The following is a 17524-nucleotide window of genomic DNA, read 5'->3' on the forward strand; positions in this document are numbered from 1 at the left end:
TTTTCGAAACGCGTGAACGCCGCGCTGCGGCTTGCGTTATGATCGTCTAACGGGCAGTCTCGGGTTTTCCGTCGCGGAAAATCCGGCCGCGCGCGACATCGCGCCGCACGAGCGGCACGCCAACTGGAAGAACCCCCGGACAGAACCGACATACTCGGAAGGCCCCAGGTGGCGGCGCGCGCGGCAAGACGACAGGGAGACCCCCATGGACACATTGCAGGAACGGCCCCTCCGTGCCGCGCTGCTGCGCGGGTGGTGCCGGCGCTGCCCGAATTGCGGCGCCGGGCCAATGCTCAACGGCTACCTGAACGTGCGTGATCATTGCCCGGTCTGCGGCGAGGAGCTGCACCACCATCGGGCCGATGACGGGCCGGCCTACCTGACCATCCTGATCGTGGGCCATCTGATGGCGCCGCTGATCCTGTGGGCCTTCGTCACCTACCGCCCCGAACCTATGGTGCTGGCCTCGGTCTTCTCGGTTGGCTGCGTGGCGCTCTCGCTCTACCTTCTGCCCAGGCTGAAGGGTCTGATGGTGGCGCTGCAATGGGCGAAACGGATGCACGGGTTCGGGCGGCCGTCGTGAACGGGGCGCCGATCCGCGACGCCGCCACGGTGATCGTCCTGCGCGACGCGGCAGCGCGGCCCGCCGTGCTGATGGGGCAGCGCGGGGCGACGGCGGCCTTCATGCCCAACAAGTTCGTCTTTCCCGGCGGCGCGGTCGACGCGGCCGATGCCGGCGTGCCCATGGCCTGCCCCATCGGATCCGCCTGCGCCGCGCGTCTGGCGGCGGAATGCGACCCGGCGCGCGGCCCGGCACTGGTCGCCGCGGCGATCCGCGAGCTTTGGGAGGAAACCGGCCTCATCCTCGGCACGCCCGGCCCCTGGCCCGACGCGGCGCCCCCGGGCTGGCGCGGCTTTGCCTCTTCCGGCCATCTGCCCTCGGCAGAGGGGTTCCATTTCGTCTTCCGCGCGATCACGCCTCCGGGCCGGCCGCGCCGCTTCGATGCGCGGTTTTTCCTGGTCGAAGCCGGCGCCGTCAGCGGCGACCTAGACGATTTCTCCGCCGCCGAGGACGAACTCTCGCACCTGCAATGGGTGCCGCTGGCCGAGGCCCGGCGCTTCGATCTGCCCTTCATCACCGAGGTCGTGCTGGCCGAGGTGGCGGGGCTGTTGAAATCCGGCCTGCCGCCCGCCAGCGTGCCATTCTTCCGCAACAGGACCGAGCGCTCGGAATTCCTGCGTCTGCGCTGAGGCGCCCGTCACCGGCATCACCGTGGGGCGGCAGCGTGGGGCCTTGGGTATTTTTGCCAAGAAGAAGACCCTTTCGCTTCTTCTTGGAAAAAATACCCCCATCGCACCGGCCCGGCCGGGTGCGGCGTAAGGTCAGGCTCAGCCGCGCTCGCCTGCAAAATCCGCGTGCCAACCCTCGCGCTCTTCGTCGGTGATCTTGCGAAACAGCATGTCGGGCACGGTAAAGGCATGCCCCGGCTTCAGCGTGTCGAGGGCGGTTGCCATGTCGCCCGGCCAGGCGTCGTCGCCGGTCTGCATCCCGGCCAGCATCGCGGCGGCGGCATCGGGTATGAAGGGCCGCGACAGAACGGCGTAAAGCCGGATCAGGTTGAGCGACAGGCGGATGCTCGCGGCGGCGCGGTCGGGGTCGGTCTTGAAGGCGGCCCAGGGCGCGGCCGCTTGCAGGTATTCGTTGCCCGCAACCCAGATCGCGCGCAGCTCGCTTGCCGCCTTGCGGATGTCGATGGCCTCCATATGGGCCTCGTAGGCGGCAACGCGCCCGGCAAGCTCGGACATCAGGGCCTCTTCCGCGGGGCCCATAGTGCCGCCCGCCGGCACCTCTTCTGCGAACTTGGAGCGGCAGAACTTGGTGACGCGGCTGACGAAATTGCCCAGCACATCGGCAAGGTCCTTGTTGACGCCGGCCTGGAAGTTTTCCCAGGTGAATTCGCTGTCAGAGCTTTCCGGCGCGTGCGACAGCAGCCACCAGCGCCAGTAGTCGGCCGGCAGGATGTCCAGCGCCTGGTCCATGAACACGCCGCGCCCTTGCGAGGTCGAGAACTGGCCGCCGTCGTAATTGAGGTAATTGAACGACTTGATGTAATCCACGAGCTTCCAGGGCTCGCGCGAGCCCATCAGCGTGGCAGGGAAGGAAAGCGTGTGGAACGGCACGTTGTCCTTGCCCATGAACTGGACATAGCGCACATCGCCGGCGCCCTTGTCGGTGCGCCACCAGCGTTGCCAGTCGGCATCGGGCCTGCCGTTGGCGTCGGCCCATTCGGCGGTGGCGGCGATATATTCGATGGGCGCATCGAACCAGACGTAGAATACCTTGCCCTCCATGCCCGGCCAGTCGTCGCCGCCCCTCTTCACCGGAATGCCCCAGTTCAGGTCGCGGGTGATGCCCCGGTCCTTCAGCCCGTCGCCGTCATGCAGCCATTTCTTGGCGATCGAGGTGGTCAGCACCGGCCAATCCTTCTGGCTGTCGATCCAGGCATCGATCTCGTCTTTCAGGGCCGACTGGCGCAGGTAGAGATGCTTGGTCTCGCGCACCTCCAGGTCGGTCGAGCCGGAGATCGCCGAACGCGGGTCGATCAGGTCGGTCGGGTCGAGTTGCTTGGTGCAGTTCTCGCACTGGTCGCCCCGGGCCTTTTCGTATCCGCAATTGGGGCAGGTGCCCTCGATATAGCGGTCGGGCAGGAAGCGGCCGTCGGCCCGGGAATAGACCTGTTTCTCGGTCACTTCCTCGATGAGGCCGTTCTCGGCCAGCTTGCCGGCGAGGTGCTGGGTGAGGGTGTGGTTGCGCTGCGACGAGGACCGCCCGTAATGGTCGAACGAGAGGCGAAAGCCATCGGCCAGAGCGGCCTGCACGCCGTGCATCCGGGCGCAGTAATCGGCCACGTCCTCGCCGGTCTTGGCGGCGGCAAGCTCCGCCGGTGTGCCGTGTTCGTCGGTGGCGCAGATGAACATCACCTCGTGGCCGCGGGCGCGCATGTATCGGGCATAGAGATCGGCCGGAAGTTGCGAGCCCACCAGGTTGCCCAGGTGCTTGATGCCGTTGATGTAAGGTAGCGCCGAGGTGATCAGGATGCGTGCCATGGTGCGGGTCTGCCTTTGCTCCCGTTGCGTGGGCCCCGTTTAACGCCGTGGCGCGGGAAGGGCCAGAGGGCGCAGGCTCAGGGTGCGTCGCGGTCGCGGCGGGCGCGGGTCAGCCGGCCGATCAGGAACGAGGTGCGCGGCGTCCAGACATAGGGCGTGCGCGGGCCCCGGCCCGGACGGGCGCGCATCCGCGTGAGGCCGAAGAGCAGCAGCGCCGCATGGCCGGCCGCGATCAGCAGGAACAGCGCCTCGGGGCCGTACCCCGCGACCAGCGCCGAGGCCACCAGCGGCGAGGCGATCGCCCCCAGCGCGAAGAAGAACATCAGCGCGGCGGACAGTTCCACCCGCTCGTCGCTTTCGGCCCAGTCATGGGCATGGGCGGCCGATACCGAGTAGATCGGAAAGGTGGACGCCCCGAACAGCGCCGCCGCGGCGAAAACGCCCAGCGGGCCGCCGCCGGTCGTCGTCACCGTCACGGCGCACGCGCCGACCGAGGCGGCGGAAAGACCGATCAGCACCCGGCGCCGGTCGATCCGGTCGGCCAGCCAGCCCACCGGGTATTGCGCCAGAGCGCCCCCAAGCACGAAGGCGGCCAGAAACAGGCCGATCTGGTCGGGGGCAAGGCCGACCTCCTGCCCGTAGACCGGGCCCACCATGCGGAACGCCGCGGCCGAGAGCCCCGCCACCATCACCCCCGCCGCGGCGAGCGGTGAGCGGGCGATGGCAAGGCCGGGGCGCAGCCGGAGGACGGCGGGCGTCTTGGGCGGGCTGAGCGTGGAGAGCGTGAGCGGCAGCAGCGCGGCGCAGCAGATGATGGCCAGGAGGTTGTAGGAAACATAGGCGGCCGGCGTCAGCACCCCGATCAGCAGTTGCGCCACCAGCGAGGCGCCCATGTCGATGATCCGGTAGACCCCCATCGCCCGCCCGCGCGTCTCGTTGGTCAGCTTGGCCTGCAACCACGCCTCGATCACCGTGTAGCAGCCGGCAACGCAGATCCCCGTGGCCACGCGCATCAGCGCCCAGGCCAGCGGGTCGACCAGCATCATGTGCGCCATCAGCCCCATCGCGCCGGCGGCGGTGAAGGCGGCGAAGGCGCGGGTGTGGCCGACCGTGCCCATCAGCCGCGGCGCCCACCAGCAGCCGATGAAGAAGCCCACGAAATGGGACGAGCCCAGAAGGCCGACCTGGGCTGTGGAAAATCCCAGCGCCAGCCCCGAAAGCGCGTCGAGCGGGCCCACCCCGCCCGAGGAAAGCTGGAGCAGGACGACCGACAGGAACAGGGCGGCGAAAGAGACGATCAGGCGCATGGCGCGTTTTTGCTAGCCGGGTGCGCAGCGGGGTGCAGGGCGATTTGCGACATCGCGCCGGCGTTTCCTGGCCACCGCACCGGAACGGGCGGCGCGTCAGGCCCGTTCCGGTGCCGCCGAGGCGAGCGACAGCCGCCCGGCGCGGTCTTCCAGCGTCCAGGCGCGCGGCGGCGCGGTGCGGGCACGGCGGCGTTCCAGGTGCCAGGCGCTGCGCCCCGGGGCGTGGCGCGGGGCCATGTGCCAGCGGCTTTCCACCCCCGGTGCGCCGCCCGCGCCGGGGGTCAGGATCAGCCCCAGGGGCGCGGCGCCGCGGCCCTCACCCCCGGTTTCTGCGGCCAGGTGCAGCCGGCGCACGGAGGTCAGGCCGGGCGGCTCGGGCAGGTCCGCCACCACCAGCGGCACCGCGCCCGCGCGCAGCGCCTCTTCCGCCGACCAGAGCAGGTCTTCGGCCCGCGTGGGCCGCACCAGGATCAACCGCCCCGGCGCGAGAAAACGCTGTGCGGCATCGGGATAGATCCGGTCGCCCCCCCAGGCCGGCGCGATCCAGATCACCGGGCCGCTCAGCGCGCCGGCCACGATCAAGGCCAGGCTGCGCCGGGCGGGGCCGCACAATTCGTGCGCGCGGGCCAGCCCAAAGGCCAGCTCGCCCAGCACGGTCAGGCCGGGGCGCGGGCGGTGGGAGGCGCGGTTCAGCAGCGGGGCAGTCATGGCAGCCATTCTATATGTTCACCAAATGTTCCGAAAGTGCATTTCCCGCTGGACCTGCCGCGGTTTCTGCTAAGCTCGCCGGACGAACAGGGAGGACCATCAAATGAAATCACTCGCATTGGCCGCGCTTGTCGGCATCGCCGCTGCCTCGGCCGGCTGGGCCGAGACCCATCGCATCGCCGTCCATGTCAACCAGAACGACCCCCAGGTGATGAACATGGCGCTGAACAACGTCGCCAACCTGACCAAATACTACCACGAGCAGGGCGACGAGGTGATCGTCGAGGTGGTGGCCTACGGGCCGGGCCTGCTCATGCTGGTGCCGGGCAAGAGCCCGGTCGCCGATCGCATCTCGACCATGGGGCTGGAGATCGAGGGGCTCACCTTCTCGGCCTGCGGCAACACCCTGCGCAAGATGAGCGCCAAGCAGGGCCAGGATGTGGTGCTGATGGACGAGGCCGGCGTCGTGCCTTCGGGCGTGGTGCGCCTGGTCGAGTTGCAGGAACAGGGTTTCGCCTACGTCCGGCCCTGAGCAGAGGCGCGGCAACTGCCCCGCTTTCGGGCAGGGGGACTGGAACCGCTGGAAAATCCATGCCGAATCCCGCGCAGGGGGGTTGCCCTGACCGCGCGCTCCGATAACTCTGCCCCTGACCAAGATCGGGGGACCAAATGAAACGCGTGACACTCGGCCGGACCGACCTTCAGGTCTCGGCGCTCTGCCTCGGCACAATGACCTGGGGCAGCCAGAACACGATGGACGAGGGCCATGCCCAGATCGACATGGCGCTCGATCGCGGGATCAACTTCATGGACACCGCCGAGATGTACCCGGTGGCGCCGGTCAAGGCCGAGACCGTGGGCCGCACCGAAGAGATCATCGGCGAATGGTTCGCCAAGACCGGGCGCCGCGACGAGTGGATCCTGGCCACCAAGGTCGCCGGGCCCAATGGCGGCTTCGTGCGCGAGGGCCGCGGGATCAGCCCCGAGAGCATCCGCGAGGCGGTCGAAGCCTCTCTGAGGCGGCTCAAGACCGACGTGATCGACCTCTACCAGTTTCACTGGCCTAACCGCGGCTCCTACCATTTCCGCCAGAACTGGGGCTACGACCCCTCGAAACAGGACCGCGCCCAGACGCTGGGCCATATGGAAGAATCGCTCGAGACGCTCAAGGCGCTGGTGGCCGAGGGCAAGATCCGCCATTTCGGCCTGTCCAACGAAACCGCCTGGGGCACCGCCCAATGGCTGCGGCTGGCCGAGCAGAAAGGGCTGCCGCGCGTCCAGTCGATCCAGAACGAATATTCGCTGCTTTGCCGGCTTTTCGATACCGATTTGGCCGAGCTCGGTGCGAACGAGGATGTCACGCTTCTGGCCTACACGCCGCTGGCCGCCGGCCTGCTAAGCGGTAAATATGCCGGCGACGTCACCCCCGACGGCACGCGGCGCGAACGACAGCCCGACCTCAACGGCCGCATCACGCCGCGGGTGTGGGAGGCGGTCTCGGCCTATCTGGGCATCGCAAACGATCACGGGCTCGACCCGGTGCAGATGGCCATCGCCTTCGTCGCCGCGCGCCCCTTCCCGACGATCCCGATCGTCGGGGCGACCTCGACGGCGCAGCTCGACACGGCACTCGGCGCTGCGGATGTGACGCTGTCCGACGCGGTGCTGACCGACATCGCCGCCGCCCACAAGGCGCACCCGATGCCGTTCTGAGGCCGACGCTCAGGCCACGCCCGCGCGCAGCCCGTGCAGGAAATCGGGCAGCGCCCGGTCGCTGACTTGGGCCGCGCGCACCAGCGCGTCGAAATGCCGGGTGAAAAGACGCACACGTTCGCTGTCGCGGAACGCAAGGTAGTAATGGCCGACGTAAAGCGCGGCCAGAAGCGGGCCGAACACGGTCAGCGGCGCCGAATACACCTCTCGCGCATCGAAAAGCGTCAGCCGCAACGTCGGGTAAAGCTGCGCGTGCAGATTCAACAGCCGGTCGATCTGGTCCCTGCGCAGTTCGGCCGGCAGCCCGGCGTAATAGCCCTCGGCGCGGGCAAAGCTCTCCATCTCGTGGCGAGGTAGCGCGATCTCGTAATCCGATCGCAGCCCGCGCATCCAGGCCAGCCGGTCCTGCGAGGCACCGATGGCCTGCTCGGCGGTGCGGCCCAGGTGCGCGGCGTATTCCCATTCCAGCATCGCCCGGGTCTTGAGCATGTCGGGCAGGCTGGCGGGCACATGTCGGATCTTGTAACCCGCCGCCTCGCGGTGCCAGGCCAGCACCTGTTCGTCAACCAGCGCCCGCGGCGCCTCGGGCATCGACAATGAGATCGCCAGCAGGTCGGCCGCGCTTTCGGGCCGGTCGCTCAGCCCCAACAGCCAGTCCGACGAGACGCCCAGGGCGGCGGCCGAGGCACCCACCAGATGCGCGTTGGGCAACCGCGCCGTGCCCTCGGCGAGCAGCTGCGAGACGGTGGACCTGTCGACGCCGATGGCCCGGGCCAGCGCGCTCTGGCTCAGCCCTGCGCCCGCCATCGCCGCAGCCAGCCGATCACGGAAGAGGACGGCGCGCCGACGCTTGTCGATGAAATCGCTCATCCGTGATTTTTCTCACACTCTGTCAAAAATGTTAACCATATTCCGAATGGCCGGCATGCGGGGCCGTGGCTACACATGCGAAGAACCCTTCACCGGAGGCCCCATGGAAACCCCGCGACGCACGCTGATCAAAGCCGTTCTTTGGAACGCGATCGGCCTGCTGTCGATGGCGCTGGTCGGGCTCGCACTGACCGGCTCGGCAGCGATGGGCGGCACGATGGCACTGGCCAACACCGTCGTGGGCTTCGTCTGTTACCTGTTTTACGAGCGGCTCTGGGCGCGCATCGGCTGGGGCCGGCGCCAATAGCGGCAGGCTCGACAACCGCTTGCGGCGCTGGCATGTCATGCCATGGCCGCGTGGATCCCCATCACCCTCTTCGCCGCGTTCGTGCAGAACCTGCGTTTCATGCTGCAAAAGCACCTGAAGGCGACGCGGCTGTCCACCGGCGGCGCCACCTTCGCGCGGTTCATCTACTCCGCGCCGCTGGTGGCGCTGATCGCGGCGGGTTACGGCATGTCGACGGGCCAGGCCTGGCCGGCAGTTCCGGGCCGCTTCTGGGCCTTCGCGCTGGCCGGCGGGCTGGCGCAGATCGTCGCCACCATGTGCGTCGTCGCCCTGTTTTCGCGCCGCAATTTCGCGGTGGGCATCACCTTCAAGAAGACCGAGGTGCTGCAAACCGCCCTCATGGGGTTCCTGGTGCTGGGCGAGGCGGTCTCGCCCGCGGGGCTCGTGGCGATCCTGATCGGCTTCGTCGCAGTACTGCTGCTTTCGGACGTGCGCGTGCCCGGCGGGCCGGCGGGGCTGTCGCGCTTTTTCAACCCCGCCGCCGGGCTGGGCCTGGCCTCCGGCGTGCTCTTCGCGGTCTCGGCCACCGGCTATCGCGGCGCCTCGCTGGCATTGGGGCCGGGCGATCCGTTCTTCCGGGCCGCGCTGACGCTCGCGGTCGTGACCGCCGCGCAGAGCCTGGCCATGCTGGCGTGGCTGAAATGGCGCGAGCCGGGCGAGATCGCGCGCGTGTTCGTGCATTGGCGCATCGCGGGGCTGGTGGGCCTGACCTCGATGCTGGGCTCGCTCGGCTGGTTTACAGCCTTCACACTGCAAAAGGCGGCCTATGTGAAGGCACTGGGCCAGGTGGAGCTGATCTTCAGCTTCCTCGCCGCGACCTTCTGGTTCCGCGAAACCACCACCGGACGAGAACTCGTGGCGATGGGACTGTTGAGTCTTTCTATCCTTATCCTGATCCTAGCACTCTGACCGGCGCGCCCCATGCCTGCCGACGGCCATGGGTATTTTGACCAAGAAGAAGGGCAAGGGAGCGCCCTGCCCCTTCTTCTTGGCACAAATACCCAAATGGCGCTGCGCGCGCCAAGAGCGCGGCGGCGCCTATGCGTTCTGCCGCACCACGTAGACCGAGCAATTGCAATGGCGCACCACCCGCGCGGCGTTGGGGCCGAGCAGGTAGTCGCGCAGTTCGGGCTTGTGCGAGCCGATCACGATCAGGTCCGAACCCGCCTCGCGCGCGGCGTGGAGGATCTCCTCGTAGGCCTTGCCGGTGGCGATGATGTGGCGCACGCCCTTGTTGCCCTCCGCGCCGATCACGTCGGTGACGAAATCGTTCAGGATCGCCTTGGCCTTTTCCACGGCCTTGTCGTGGAATTCCTTGTCGAAATAGGCGCCGACCACGCTCATCCCGAAATCGGGAACCACGGTGATGACATCGAGCCGGGCCTTGTCCATCGCCGCAAGCCTGGCGGCGACGCGCAGCACCTCTCGGTCGTGCTCGGGCTGGCTGACATCGATGGCGCAGAGGATGGAGGTGATCATGCGGGTTGCGCTCCCTGGCGCCCGACGCGGGCGTTTTGCAGATAGGCCACGCCGCCCAAGAGCAGCAGCGCGGGGATGAAGACCAACTCCTGCGGCCATTGCGCCTGCGGCGCGCGCAGCGCCGTCAGCGTCACCGGCGTGTCGCCGTAGAAGTCGAAGCTTTGCAGGGTTTCCGAGAAGGGCGAGCCGAACATCGGCTCTTCGAGTTTCACCACGCCATCCTCTTCGAGCAGCATCAGCCCGGTCGCGTCGAGCCGCGCCGCGCCGCCCTCTTCGTCGCCGACGGTGACGACGAGCGTTGTCTCCTTCGGCTCGAGCGTGACGAAATCGGGTCCCGAAACGCGCAGGCGCAGGGTTTCGCCCGGATCGGCCTCGGCAAGCACCTGTTCAAGCTGCGCCGGCGGCAGATCGGCGAAGGGCGGTTGCAGCTTGTTCATCACGTAATCGGGCCGGAACAGGATGAAGGCGATCGCGATCAGCGCGACGCTTTCGTAGATGCGGTTGCGGGTCAGGAAATAGCCCATGGTCCCGGCGGTAAAGACCAGGATCGCGATGGTCGCCACGATGAAGACGATGATGCCCTGCACCCATCCCACGTCGATCAGCAACAGATCGGTGTTGAAGATGAAGACGAAGGGCAGCGCCACGGTGCGAAGCGAGTAGAAGAACGCGGTGAAGCCGGTGCGGATCGCATCGCCCCCCGACACCGCCGCCGCCGCGAAGGAGGCCAGCCCGACAGGTGGCGTCACATCCGCCATGATGCCGAAGTAGAAGACGAAGAGATGCACGGCGATCAACGGCACGATCAGGCCCGATTGGGCGCCGAGTTCCACCACCACGCCCGCCATCAGCGAACTGACGACGATGTAGTTGGCCGTGGTGGGCAGCCCCATGCCAAGGATCAACGACAGGATTCCGACGAAGATGAGCATCAGGATCAGGTTGCCGCCCGAGACCACCTCGACGAGGTTCGACATCACCTGGCCGATGCCGGTCAGCGTGACGGTGCCCACGATGACACCCGCAGTGGCCGTGGCCAGGCCGATGCCGATCATGTTGCGTGCGCCGGCGATCAGGCCCGTAATCAGGTCGAGCCCGCCCGCGACGGCAGCCGTGGCCACGCCGCGCCCGCCCCGGAACAGCGCCTTGAGCGGTCGCTGGGTGATCAGGATCGCAAACAGCAGCATCGTCGCCCAGAAGGCCGAGAGGCCGGGCGATTTCTGCTCGATCATCAGGAAATAGACCAGCACGATGATCGGCAGCAGGAAGTAGAGGCCGGATTTGTAGATTTCCGACACGACCGGCAGGGTGACCTCTTCGGCATTGGGGTCGTCGGGTTTGAGGTCGGGCACCGTGGCGGCCAGCGCCAGCAGCACGACGTAGGCCACGAAGACAAGGCCGGCCAGCGCCCAGCCAGCGCCATCGGGCACGGCTGCCGCGATCCAGCCGACCGGGTATTGCACGAAATAGCAGAGCGCGGCGAAGCCGACGAAGAAGGCGAACATGCCCCCCACGGTTCGGCCAACCGAGACCACCCGGTCGCCCAGCGTCGGCATGTTGCGCTTCACCGCCTCGAGATGGACGATATAGACCAGCGCGATGTACGAGATCACCGCCGGCAGAAAGGCATGGGTGATGACCTCGACGTAGGAGATGCCCACGTATTCGACCATCAGAAAGGCCGCGGCGCCCATCACCGGCGGCATGATCTGGCCGTTGACCGATGAGGCCACCTCGACCGAGCCGGCCTGTTCAGAGGTGAATCCCACACGTTTCATCAGCGGGATGGTGAAGGTGCCAGTGGTCACGACATTGGCGATGGACGAGCCCGAGATCAGGCCGGTGGCGGCCGAGCCCACGACCGCGGCCTTGGCCGGGCCGCCCCGCAGGTGCCCCAGCGCGCCGAAGGCCATCTTGATGAAGTAGTTGCCGGCGCCGGCCTTCTCCAGCAGCGCACCGAACAGGACGAAGAGGAACACGAACTTGGTCGATACCCCCAGCGCGATGCCGAACACGCCTTCCGAGGTGATCCACATGTGGCTCATCGCCTTTTGCAAACTGGCGCCTTTCCAGCGGATCACGTCCGGCACCCAGGGCTGCGCGCCGAAGAAGACGTAGACCAGAAATATCGTGGCTATGACCGCCATCGCCGGCCCGAGCGCGCGGCGCGCCGCCTCGAAGAGCAGCAACAGGCCGGCGAGCGCGAACCACTTGTCCACGTTGTCGGCCAGCCCGCCGGACTGCACGATCTTTTCGTAGAAGAAATAACCGTACATGGCTATGAAGGCGCCGGCGGCGGCCATGATCCAGTCGGTCACCGGCACCTGTCGGCGCGAACTCCACTTGAAGGCCGGGTAGGCCGTGAACGCCAGGAAAATCGCGAAGGCCAGATGGATCTGGCGCGAATTGTTGATGATGTCGCCCGGCAGCAAGACATTGGCCAGGGGCGAAGCGAGAAGCACCTGAAAAAGCGACCAGATAACCGCGAGCGAGGCCAGGAACAGCCCCACCTTGCCGCCCGGTTCGCGCGCACCCGAATCCGAGGCGGCGACGAGTTCTTGCAGTTCTTCCTCGGAAAGGGCACGGCCCTTCGACGTCTGGTCGGTCATTCCCACGCTCCCGGTTGGACCATGCACATGGCGCGGCCTTTTTGTTCCCGTGACGCCATTCTTGCGCCTTTCAGGGGAGCGGGGCGCGCATGAACAGGCGCGCGCCCCGCCGGGTCAGTATGACCGATGAGGTTATTCGATCCAGCCCATTTCGCGATAGTACTTCGCGGCACCGTCATGCAGCGGCGCCGAAAGCCCGTCCTTGATCATCTCTTCGGGCTTGAGGTTGGCGAAGGCCGGGTGCAGGTTCGTGAAATCGTCGAAATTATCGAAGACCGCCTTGACCACCTGATAGACCGCTTCTTCCGAGACGTCGGTCGAGGTGACGAAGGTCGCGCCAACGCCGAAGGTCGACACATCCTCGTCGGTTCCGCGATACATGCCACCCGGAATTGTGGCCTTGCGGTAGTAGGGATGCTCGGCGATCAGTTCGTCGATCGCCGGCCCGTTGACGCTCACCACCACCGACTCGCACGAGGTCGTCGCCTCCTGGATCGAGCCCGAGGGGTGGCCGACGGTGTAGACCATCGCGTCGATCTGGTTGTCGCAAAGCGCGGCGGATTGTTCGGCGGCCTTGAGTTCGGTGGCGAGCTCGAAATCGTCCATCGTCCAGCCCTTGGCCTCCATCACGACTTCCATGGTGCCGCGCTGACCCGAACCGGGATTGCCGATATTCACTCGCTTGCCTTCGAGTTCGTCGAACTCGGAAATGCCCGCATCGGCGCGGGCGACCACGGTGAAGGGTTCGGGATGCACGGAGAACACCGCCCGCAGCCCCTCGAACGCCCCGTCCTCCTCAAAGCGCGAGCTGCCGTTATAGGCGTGGAACTGCCAGTCGGACTGGGCCACGCCGAATTCCAGCTCGCCAGCGCGGATCGTGTTGAGGTTGTAGACCGAGCCGCCCGTCGATTCGACCGAGCAGCGGATGCCGTGATCCTTGCGGCCCTTGTTCACCAGCCGGCAGATCGCGCCGCCGGTGGGATAGTAGACGCCGGTCACGCCGCCGGTGCCGATGGTGATGAATTCCTCGGCCACCGCCGGGGCGGCCACGGCGCCCAGTGCCGCGGCGGCCACGGTGAATTTGAGCTTGGCAAACATCAAGATACTCCTCTGCTGGTTTTGGGTTTGCGTTTCGTCTCGGGGGATCACGCGCTCCAGAATTCCTCCAGGCGGTGATTTCGGGTCTCGACCGCTTCGATGCGGGCCTTCGCTTCGGGCCCGGCGCGGGCCGCGAGCATCCCGACGATCGTTTCGGCCAACACCAGGCTGGCCGCGTAGGACGAGAAGAACTGCGGGCTGTCGGAGGGCAGGATGAACCCGTGCTCGGCATGTTGCAGCGCCGGGCAGGCATGGGTGTCGGTGACAACCACCACATGGGCGCCGCGCTCGGCCGCCATCTCGGCGGCCAGGATCGAGCGGCGCGCGAAGGGCGGCTTGGTCAGCACGATCAGCGAATCGCGCGGGGAAAGATCGCTGATCGCGGTGGCCAGCGAGGCCCCCATGCGGCCTGCGATCGACCAGTTGGAGGCAAAGTAATTTCCCATGTAGGCCATGTATTCGACGAGGCCGGTGGACCCGAGCGCGCCGTAGACCACCACGTTGTCGGCACGGTGCAGCCGATCGACGGCGGCCTCCAGCCTGGCGGGGTCGATCAGCCGGGTCATCGCCTCGAGATTGGCGATGCACGCGCTTGTCTGACGGACGAGGAACGGCGGCTGGCGGGCCTGCCCCGCCTCGTCCTGCAACCGCTGCACCTTTTCGGAAAACGGCACGAAACCGCGCCCGACCGCCCTGCGCGACAGTTCGCGCAGGTCTTCGTAGCTGTCGAACCCCAGGGCGCGGGCCAGCCGCGAAAAGGTGGCCGGCGACAGGCCCGACGAGGCCGAGATCGACCGCAGCGACCGGGTGGCCACGTCCAAGGGATGCTCGGCCACGAAATCGGCGGCATCGCGCAGCTTGGCGCTGAGATGGCCGTATTCGGCCGCGATCTTGTCTTCGATCGAGACGGCTGCGGGCATTTCCCCCCCGGGTGGCAGAATCGCTGAAACATAGCGTTTCAGCCGTTTTAAAAGTTGTCAATTACTGAAACGTATGTTTCAATATCGGCTGTCTATCGCAGCGCGCCACCGCCGCGCAAAAGGCCCTTCCCTCATGTCCCACGTCTTTCCCCGGCATACGAAATCCGCCCCGCCCATGGTCGCGCGCGGCCAGGGCGTCTATCTCTACGACACGAACGGAAAACGATATTTCGACGGCTCCGGCGGCGCCGCGGTGTCGTGCCTGGGCCATGGCGACCCCGATGTGACCGACGCGATCAAGACCCAGCTCGACGCGGTCGCCTTTGCCCATACGGGGTTTTTCACCTCCGAACCCGCCGAGACCCTTGCCGATCTGCTGATCGAACATGCGCCCGAAGGGCTCGACCGCGTCTATCTCGTCTCGGGCGGGTCCGAGGCGATGGAGGCCGCTCTCAAGCTCGCCCGCCAGTATTTCCTCGAAATCGGACAGCCCGCCCGGCACCGGGTGATCGCGCGCCGGCAAAGCTATCACGGCAACACGCTGGGCGCCCTGGCCACCGGCGGCAACATGTGGCGGCGCGAGCCCTTTGCGCCGCTGATGATCGAGACCACCCATATCTCGCCCTGCTACGCCTATCGCGGCCAGCAAGAGGGCGAAAGCGAATGGGATTACGGCCAGCGTGTCGCAAACGAGCTGGAGGCCGAGATCAACCGCCTTGGCCCCGAAACGGTGATGGCCTTCGTCGCCGAGCCGGTGGTGGGGGCGACGGCGGGCGCGGTGCCGCCGGTCGAGGGCTATTTCAAGCGCATCCGCGAGATATGCGATGCCCATGGCGTGCTGCTGATCCTCGATGAGGTGATGTGCGGCATGGGCCGCACCGGCACGCTGTTTGCTTGCGAACAGGACGGGGTGGTGCCCGATATCGCCGCCATCGCCAAGGGGCTGGGCGCGGGGTATCAGCCCATCGGCGCGATGCTGTGCTCGCGTGACATCTACGCGGCGATCGAAGACGGGTCGGGCTTTTTCCAGCATGGGCATACCTATCTGGGCCACCCCGTCGCCTCGGCCGCCGCGCTGGCGGTTTTGAAAAAGCTCACCCAAGGGGGCCTCGCCGACCGCGCGCGCGTGATGGGCGCGCGTCTGCAATCGGCGCTGGAAGCCGCCTTTGGCCAGCACCCCCATATCGGCGATATCCGCGGGCGCGGCCTGTTTCGCGGGCTGGAGATTGTCGAGGACCGCGAGACCAAGCGCCCCTTCGCGCCCGAGCGCGCGGTGCACAAGGGGCTGAAGAAGGCCGCTTTCGAGGCGGGGCTGATCTGCTATCCGATGGGCGGCACCATCGACGGGCGGCAGGGCGACCACGTCCTTCTTGCCCCGCCCTTCATCCTGGAAGACACCCATATCGACGAGATCGTGGCAAAGCTCAGTACGGCCTTCGCCAAGGCCCTGCCCGCGTCATAGCCGACGGCGCAGCCGGTCCAGTATCCCCCGGCCCCGCGGCGCGTCCGGCCGGGGCGCGGCGTCGTCGAGTTCGGCCTCGTCGCAATTGACCTCGACCACCTCTTGCATCGCGTCGAGATGGGCATCGCGCGGCCGTCCCGGCGCCGCCGCCTGCGGCGCGGGCTGTTCGATCCCGGCGAAATGGCGGAAGAAGAGGCGCATCGCGTGCGCCACCCCCTCTTCGGTGACCGAGCGCAGGTCGTCGGCCATGTAGCGCCCCCGGTGATGGGGCCCGACGATCACCTCGTAAGACGGGAAATAGGCGACATTCTCGTGGCTGGCGGCCAGTTGGTGACAGGCCACCCGCAGGATGGATTTCGACAGCGTCGTGGCGCTCAGCACATGGGCCTTGGTGGCGGTGGCGGCCAGCGGCACCGGCGATACGGTGAACAGCACGCGCGCGCCGGGATTCACCGCGCGCAGCTCGGCGATGAAATCGGAAAGGTCGGCAACGATCTCGTCGACCGTGAAATTGTGGAATTCGTGCCGCTCGGGGTCAAAGCTGCCCCCCGCCACGCCGGGGCAGAGCGGGAAAACCGCCCCGTCGGCGCGCGACACCCAGGCCTCGGTCAGCCCGAGGGTGAAAACGAAGACGTCGAGCGTCTCGAACGCCGCGCGCACGGCGGCGAAATGCTTTGCCCGCTCGGCCTCGAACTCTGCCCCGCAGGCAAAACCGCCGGGCTGGATGCGCGGGCGGTAGGGGTCGATCAGCGCCGCGCCCTCGCCCGGCCAGCAGTCCTCGGCGGGCTGGAACCGGCCATAGGCCCGGCGCAACAGCTGCAAAAGCTGGCGCGCCACGTAGATATTGCCGTAGCGCGCGGTGAAGATGCCGTAGTTGAACTGCCTTGCGGTGGCATCGCCGACCATCGGGTGGGCCGGCTCGGTCACCAGCGCGTTGAACCCCGCGCCGCGCAGGTGCCGGGCGATATGCTCGGCAAAACAGCTGCCTGCGGTCACGATGCGGTCGTCGGGGCCGATGGTGAAGGGCACCTCGGTGACCGGGTCCACCTCTTCGGGCGCGGTGCGGGCCATCGCACGGGACCAGAACGCGCGGGCTGGCTGGTCGGAATAGGGGGTTTGGGCCATCGCTTACTCCAGTCCGGCCGCAAGCGCGTCGATCTGCGCCAGCACCGCCTTGCCATAGGACACCGCCGCATGAACCGGATCGTCGGCGCAGCCGCGCAGGCGCAACATGCCCTGGCTGTCGCAGAAATCCGGCGGCACCGGCAGGTACTGCGCCCCGTGCCGCGCGCCGCGCGCCGCCAGCAGCGCGGTGTGCACCCGCCACAGCTTGTAGCGCAGCGCCGGCGGCGAAACCCCCCGCTCGGCGATGACATCGGCGAATTCCGCAGGGTTCTGGCGGATATGCTTTTCCGAGGCCACGGGCGGCGGCGGCTCGACCTGCCAGACCGGCAGGTCGGTGGCGGCGGCCAGCGCATCGAACATGTCGAGCGGCCCCCTGGACCGCACCGCGATCACCTCTTGCACAAGGGCATAGGGCAGGATCTCGGCCCCTTCGATCAGCGGCAGATCGGGCGCATCGGGCAGGATCAGATCGAACGGTTGCGGGTGGTTGGTCAGCCCCAGCGCCGAATGCACGTTGCCCCCGATCAGCGTGAAAACGGCGGCGAGGTTCTCGTGCTCCAGCTCGGCCTGGATCGCGGGGTTCAGCCGGCCCTCGACCAGTTCGGGGCGATAGGCCCGGGTGCGCAGCCGCACGAAGCGCGGCCGCGCGTTCTGCCACTGGTAAAACCCGGTCTGGTGCGCTGAAAACAGCGCGAAGATATGGCTGTGGCCGATGATGAGGATGTCTTTCATGGCAGCCGGTGCTTAGCACCGATCCCGGCCACGGCAAAGCGGGTCGG

Annotated in this window: 17 protein-coding genes; 7 read left to right on the forward strand and 10 right to left on the reverse strand. The window is 67.4% G+C overall.

Annotated elements, in window-relative coordinates; genetic code table 11:
• Positions 1 to 205 precede the first annotated feature (205 nt).
• Positions 206 to 583, forward strand: coding sequence for a DUF983 domain-containing protein (locus Ga0609869_RS02545; protein WP_125408088.1), 378 nt, complete (start codon positions 206 to 208; stop codon positions 581 to 583).
• A complete protein-coding gene (locus Ga0609869_RS02550; RefSeq protein ID WP_125408086.1) occupies positions 544 to 1251 on the forward strand; it encodes an NUDIX hydrolase in 708 nt (235 codons plus the stop codon). Before Ga0609869_RS02545 ends, Ga0609869_RS02550 begins: the two co-directional genes overlap by 40 nt.
• Positions 1252 to 1389: 138 nt before the next feature.
• Here Ga0609869_RS02550 and metG read toward each other — a convergent pair whose 3' ends face one another.
• The 3 genes from metG to Ga0609869_RS02565 all read right to left on the reverse strand — a co-directional run bounded on the left by metG (position 1390) and on the right by Ga0609869_RS02565 (position 5123).
• A complete protein-coding gene (gene metG, locus Ga0609869_RS02555; protein WP_125408084.1) occupies positions 1390 to 3108 on the reverse strand; it encodes a methionine--tRNA ligase in 1719 nt (572 codons plus the stop codon).
• Positions 3109 to 3185: 77 nt separating this feature from the next.
• A complete protein-coding gene (locus Ga0609869_RS02560; protein ID WP_125408082.1) occupies positions 3186 to 4415 on the reverse strand; it encodes an MFS transporter in 1230 nt (409 codons plus the stop codon).
• Between the two features lie 96 nt (positions 4416 to 4511).
• Positions 4512 to 5123 (reverse strand): ImuA family protein, encoded by a 612-nt coding sequence (locus Ga0609869_RS02565; RefSeq protein WP_125408080.1) that lies wholly within the window; start codon positions 5121 to 5123, stop codon positions 4512 to 4514.
• A gap of 103 nt (positions 5124 to 5226) precedes the next feature.
• On the opposite strand from Ga0609869_RS02565, the gene Ga0609869_RS02570 reads away from it, so the two are divergent.
• Both Ga0609869_RS02570 and Ga0609869_RS02575 read left to right on the forward strand, forming a co-directional pair.
• Entirely contained in the window at positions 5227 to 5655 is a 429-nt protein-coding gene (locus Ga0609869_RS02570) for a DsrE family protein (protein ID WP_125408078.1), read from the forward strand.
• 137 nt (positions 5656 to 5792) lie between these two features.
• A complete protein-coding gene (locus Ga0609869_RS02575) occupies positions 5793 to 6836 on the forward strand; it encodes an aldo/keto reductase (protein ID WP_125408076.1) in 1044 nt (347 codons plus the stop codon).
• Positions 6837 to 6845: 9 nt separating this feature from the next.
• Here Ga0609869_RS02575 and Ga0609869_RS02580 read toward each other — a convergent pair whose 3' ends face one another.
• Complete coding sequence (locus Ga0609869_RS02580; RefSeq protein WP_125408074.1) at positions 6846 to 7706, reverse strand: helix-turn-helix domain-containing protein; 861 nt, start codon at positions 7704 to 7706, stop codon at positions 6846 to 6848.
• 103 nt (positions 7707 to 7809) lie between these two features.
• On the opposite strand from Ga0609869_RS02580, the gene Ga0609869_RS02585 reads away from it, so the two are divergent.
• Complete coding sequence (locus tag Ga0609869_RS02585; protein WP_125408072.1) at positions 7810 to 8013, forward strand: DUF2061 domain-containing protein; 204 nt, start codon at positions 7810 to 7812, stop codon at positions 8011 to 8013.
• A 42-nt stretch (positions 8014 to 8055) separates the two neighbouring features.
• Complete coding sequence (locus tag Ga0609869_RS02590; protein WP_125408070.1) at positions 8056 to 8961, forward strand: DMT family transporter; 906 nt, start codon at positions 8056 to 8058, stop codon at positions 8959 to 8961.
• A gap of 129 nt (positions 8962 to 9090) precedes the next feature.
• Here Ga0609869_RS02590 and Ga0609869_RS02595 read toward each other — a convergent pair whose 3' ends face one another.
• The 4 genes from Ga0609869_RS02595 to Ga0609869_RS02610 form a co-directional block, all read right to left on the reverse strand.
• Positions 9091 to 9531 (reverse strand): universal stress protein, encoded by a 441-nt coding sequence (locus Ga0609869_RS02595; RefSeq protein ID WP_125408068.1) that lies wholly within the window; start codon positions 9529 to 9531, stop codon positions 9091 to 9093.
• The gene (locus tag Ga0609869_RS02600; RefSeq protein WP_125408066.1) at positions 9528 to 12140 is read right to left on the reverse strand and encodes a TRAP transporter permease; all 2613 of its coding nucleotides are present in this window, start codon (positions 12138 to 12140) and stop codon (positions 9528 to 9530) included. The genes Ga0609869_RS02595 and Ga0609869_RS02600 overlap by 4 nt, the downstream gene beginning before the upstream one ends.
• Positions 12141 to 12272: 132 nt before the next feature.
• The gene (locus tag Ga0609869_RS02605) at positions 12273 to 13238 is read right to left on the reverse strand and encodes a TAXI family TRAP transporter solute-binding subunit (RefSeq protein ID WP_125408064.1); all 966 of its coding nucleotides are present in this window, start codon (positions 13236 to 13238) and stop codon (positions 12273 to 12275) included.
• A gap of 47 nt (positions 13239 to 13285) precedes the next feature.
• Positions 13286 to 14158 (reverse strand): MurR/RpiR family transcriptional regulator, encoded by an 873-nt coding sequence (locus Ga0609869_RS02610; protein ID WP_245972392.1) that lies wholly within the window; start codon positions 14156 to 14158, stop codon positions 13286 to 13288.
• 133 nt (positions 14159 to 14291) lie between these two features.
• On the opposite strand from Ga0609869_RS02610, the gene Ga0609869_RS02615 reads away from it, so the two are divergent.
• Positions 14292 to 15620, forward strand: a complete 1329-nt coding sequence (locus tag Ga0609869_RS02615) for an aspartate aminotransferase family protein (protein WP_125408062.1) — start codon at positions 14292 to 14294, stop codon at positions 15618 to 15620.
• On the opposite strand, the gene Ga0609869_RS02620 is transcribed toward Ga0609869_RS02615, so the two are convergent.
• Together Ga0609869_RS02620 and Ga0609869_RS02625 are read right to left on the reverse strand one after the other, a co-directional pair.
• The gene (locus Ga0609869_RS02620; protein ID WP_125408060.1) at positions 15615 to 16745 is read right to left on the reverse strand and encodes a GSCFA domain-containing protein; all 1131 of its coding nucleotides are present in this window, start codon (positions 16743 to 16745) and stop codon (positions 15615 to 15617) included. The two genes, Ga0609869_RS02615 and Ga0609869_RS02620, sit on opposite strands and share 6 nt — an antisense overlap.
• A gap of 3 nt (positions 16746 to 16748) precedes the next feature.
• Positions 16749 to 17477, reverse strand: coding sequence for a hypothetical protein (locus tag Ga0609869_RS02625; RefSeq protein WP_125408058.1), 729 nt, complete (start codon positions 17475 to 17477; stop codon positions 16749 to 16751).
• Between the last annotated feature and the right edge of the window lie 47 nt (positions 17478 to 17524).

This window comes from Rhodovulum iodosum (genome assembly GCF_041020385.1).
In the GTDB taxonomy this organism is placed as follows: Bacteria; Pseudomonadota; Alphaproteobacteria; order Rhodobacterales; family Rhodobacteraceae; genus Rhodovulum; species Rhodovulum iodosum.

Bases quoted from the DNA above. Each gene is read 5' to 3' on its own strand.
- Ga0609869_RS02545 (WP_125408088.1), top strand. From the start codon at position 206: ATGGACACATTGCAGGAACGGCCCCTCCGTGCCGCGCTGCTGCGCGGG.
- Ga0609869_RS02550 (WP_125408086.1), top strand. From the start codon at position 544: ATGGGCGAAACGGATGCACGGGTTCGGGCGGCCGTCGTGAACGGGGCG.
- metG (WP_125408084.1), bottom strand. From the start codon at position 3,108: ATGGCACGCATCCTGATCACCTCGGCGCTACCTTACATCAACGGCATC.
- Ga0609869_RS02560 (WP_125408082.1), bottom strand. From the start codon at position 4,415: ATGCGCCTGATCGTCTCTTTCGCCGCCCTGTTCCTGTCGGTCGTCCTG.
- Ga0609869_RS02565 (WP_125408080.1), bottom strand. From the start codon at position 5,123: ATGACTGCCCCGCTGCTGAACCGCGCCTCCCACCGCCCGCGCCCCGGC.
- Ga0609869_RS02570 (WP_125408078.1), top strand. From the start codon at position 5,227: ATGAAATCACTCGCATTGGCCGCGCTTGTCGGCATCGCCGCTGCCTCG.
- Ga0609869_RS02575 (WP_125408076.1), top strand. From the start codon at position 5,793: ATGAAACGCGTGACACTCGGCCGGACCGACCTTCAGGTCTCGGCGCTC.
- Ga0609869_RS02580 (WP_125408074.1), bottom strand. From the start codon at position 7,706: ATGAGCGATTTCATCGACAAGCGTCGGCGCGCCGTCCTCTTCCGTGAT.
- Ga0609869_RS02585 (WP_125408072.1), top strand. From the start codon at position 7,810: ATGGAAACCCCGCGACGCACGCTGATCAAAGCCGTTCTTTGGAACGCG.
- Ga0609869_RS02590 (WP_125408070.1), top strand. From the start codon at position 8,056: ATGGCCGCGTGGATCCCCATCACCCTCTTCGCCGCGTTCGTGCAGAAC.
- Ga0609869_RS02595 (WP_125408068.1), bottom strand. From the start codon at position 9,531: ATGATCACCTCCATCCTCTGCGCCATCGATGTCAGCCAGCCCGAGCAC.
- Ga0609869_RS02600 (WP_125408066.1), bottom strand. From the start codon at position 12,140: ATGACCGACCAGACGTCGAAGGGCCGTGCCCTTTCCGAGGAAGAACTG.
- Ga0609869_RS02605 (WP_125408064.1), bottom strand. From the start codon at position 13,238: ATGTTTGCCAAGCTCAAATTCACCGTGGCCGCCGCGGCACTGGGCGCC.
- Ga0609869_RS02610 (WP_245972392.1), bottom strand. From the start codon at position 14,158: ATGCCCGCAGCCGTCTCGATCGAAGACAAGATCGCGGCCGAATACGGC.
- Ga0609869_RS02615 (WP_125408062.1), top strand. From the start codon at position 14,292: ATGTCCCACGTCTTTCCCCGGCATACGAAATCCGCCCCGCCCATGGTC.
- Ga0609869_RS02620 (WP_125408060.1), bottom strand. From the start codon at position 16,745: ATGGCCCAAACCCCCTATTCCGACCAGCCAGCCCGCGCGTTCTGGTCC.
- Ga0609869_RS02625 (WP_125408058.1), bottom strand. From the start codon at position 17,477: ATGAAAGACATCCTCATCATCGGCCACAGCCATATCTTCGCGCTGTTT.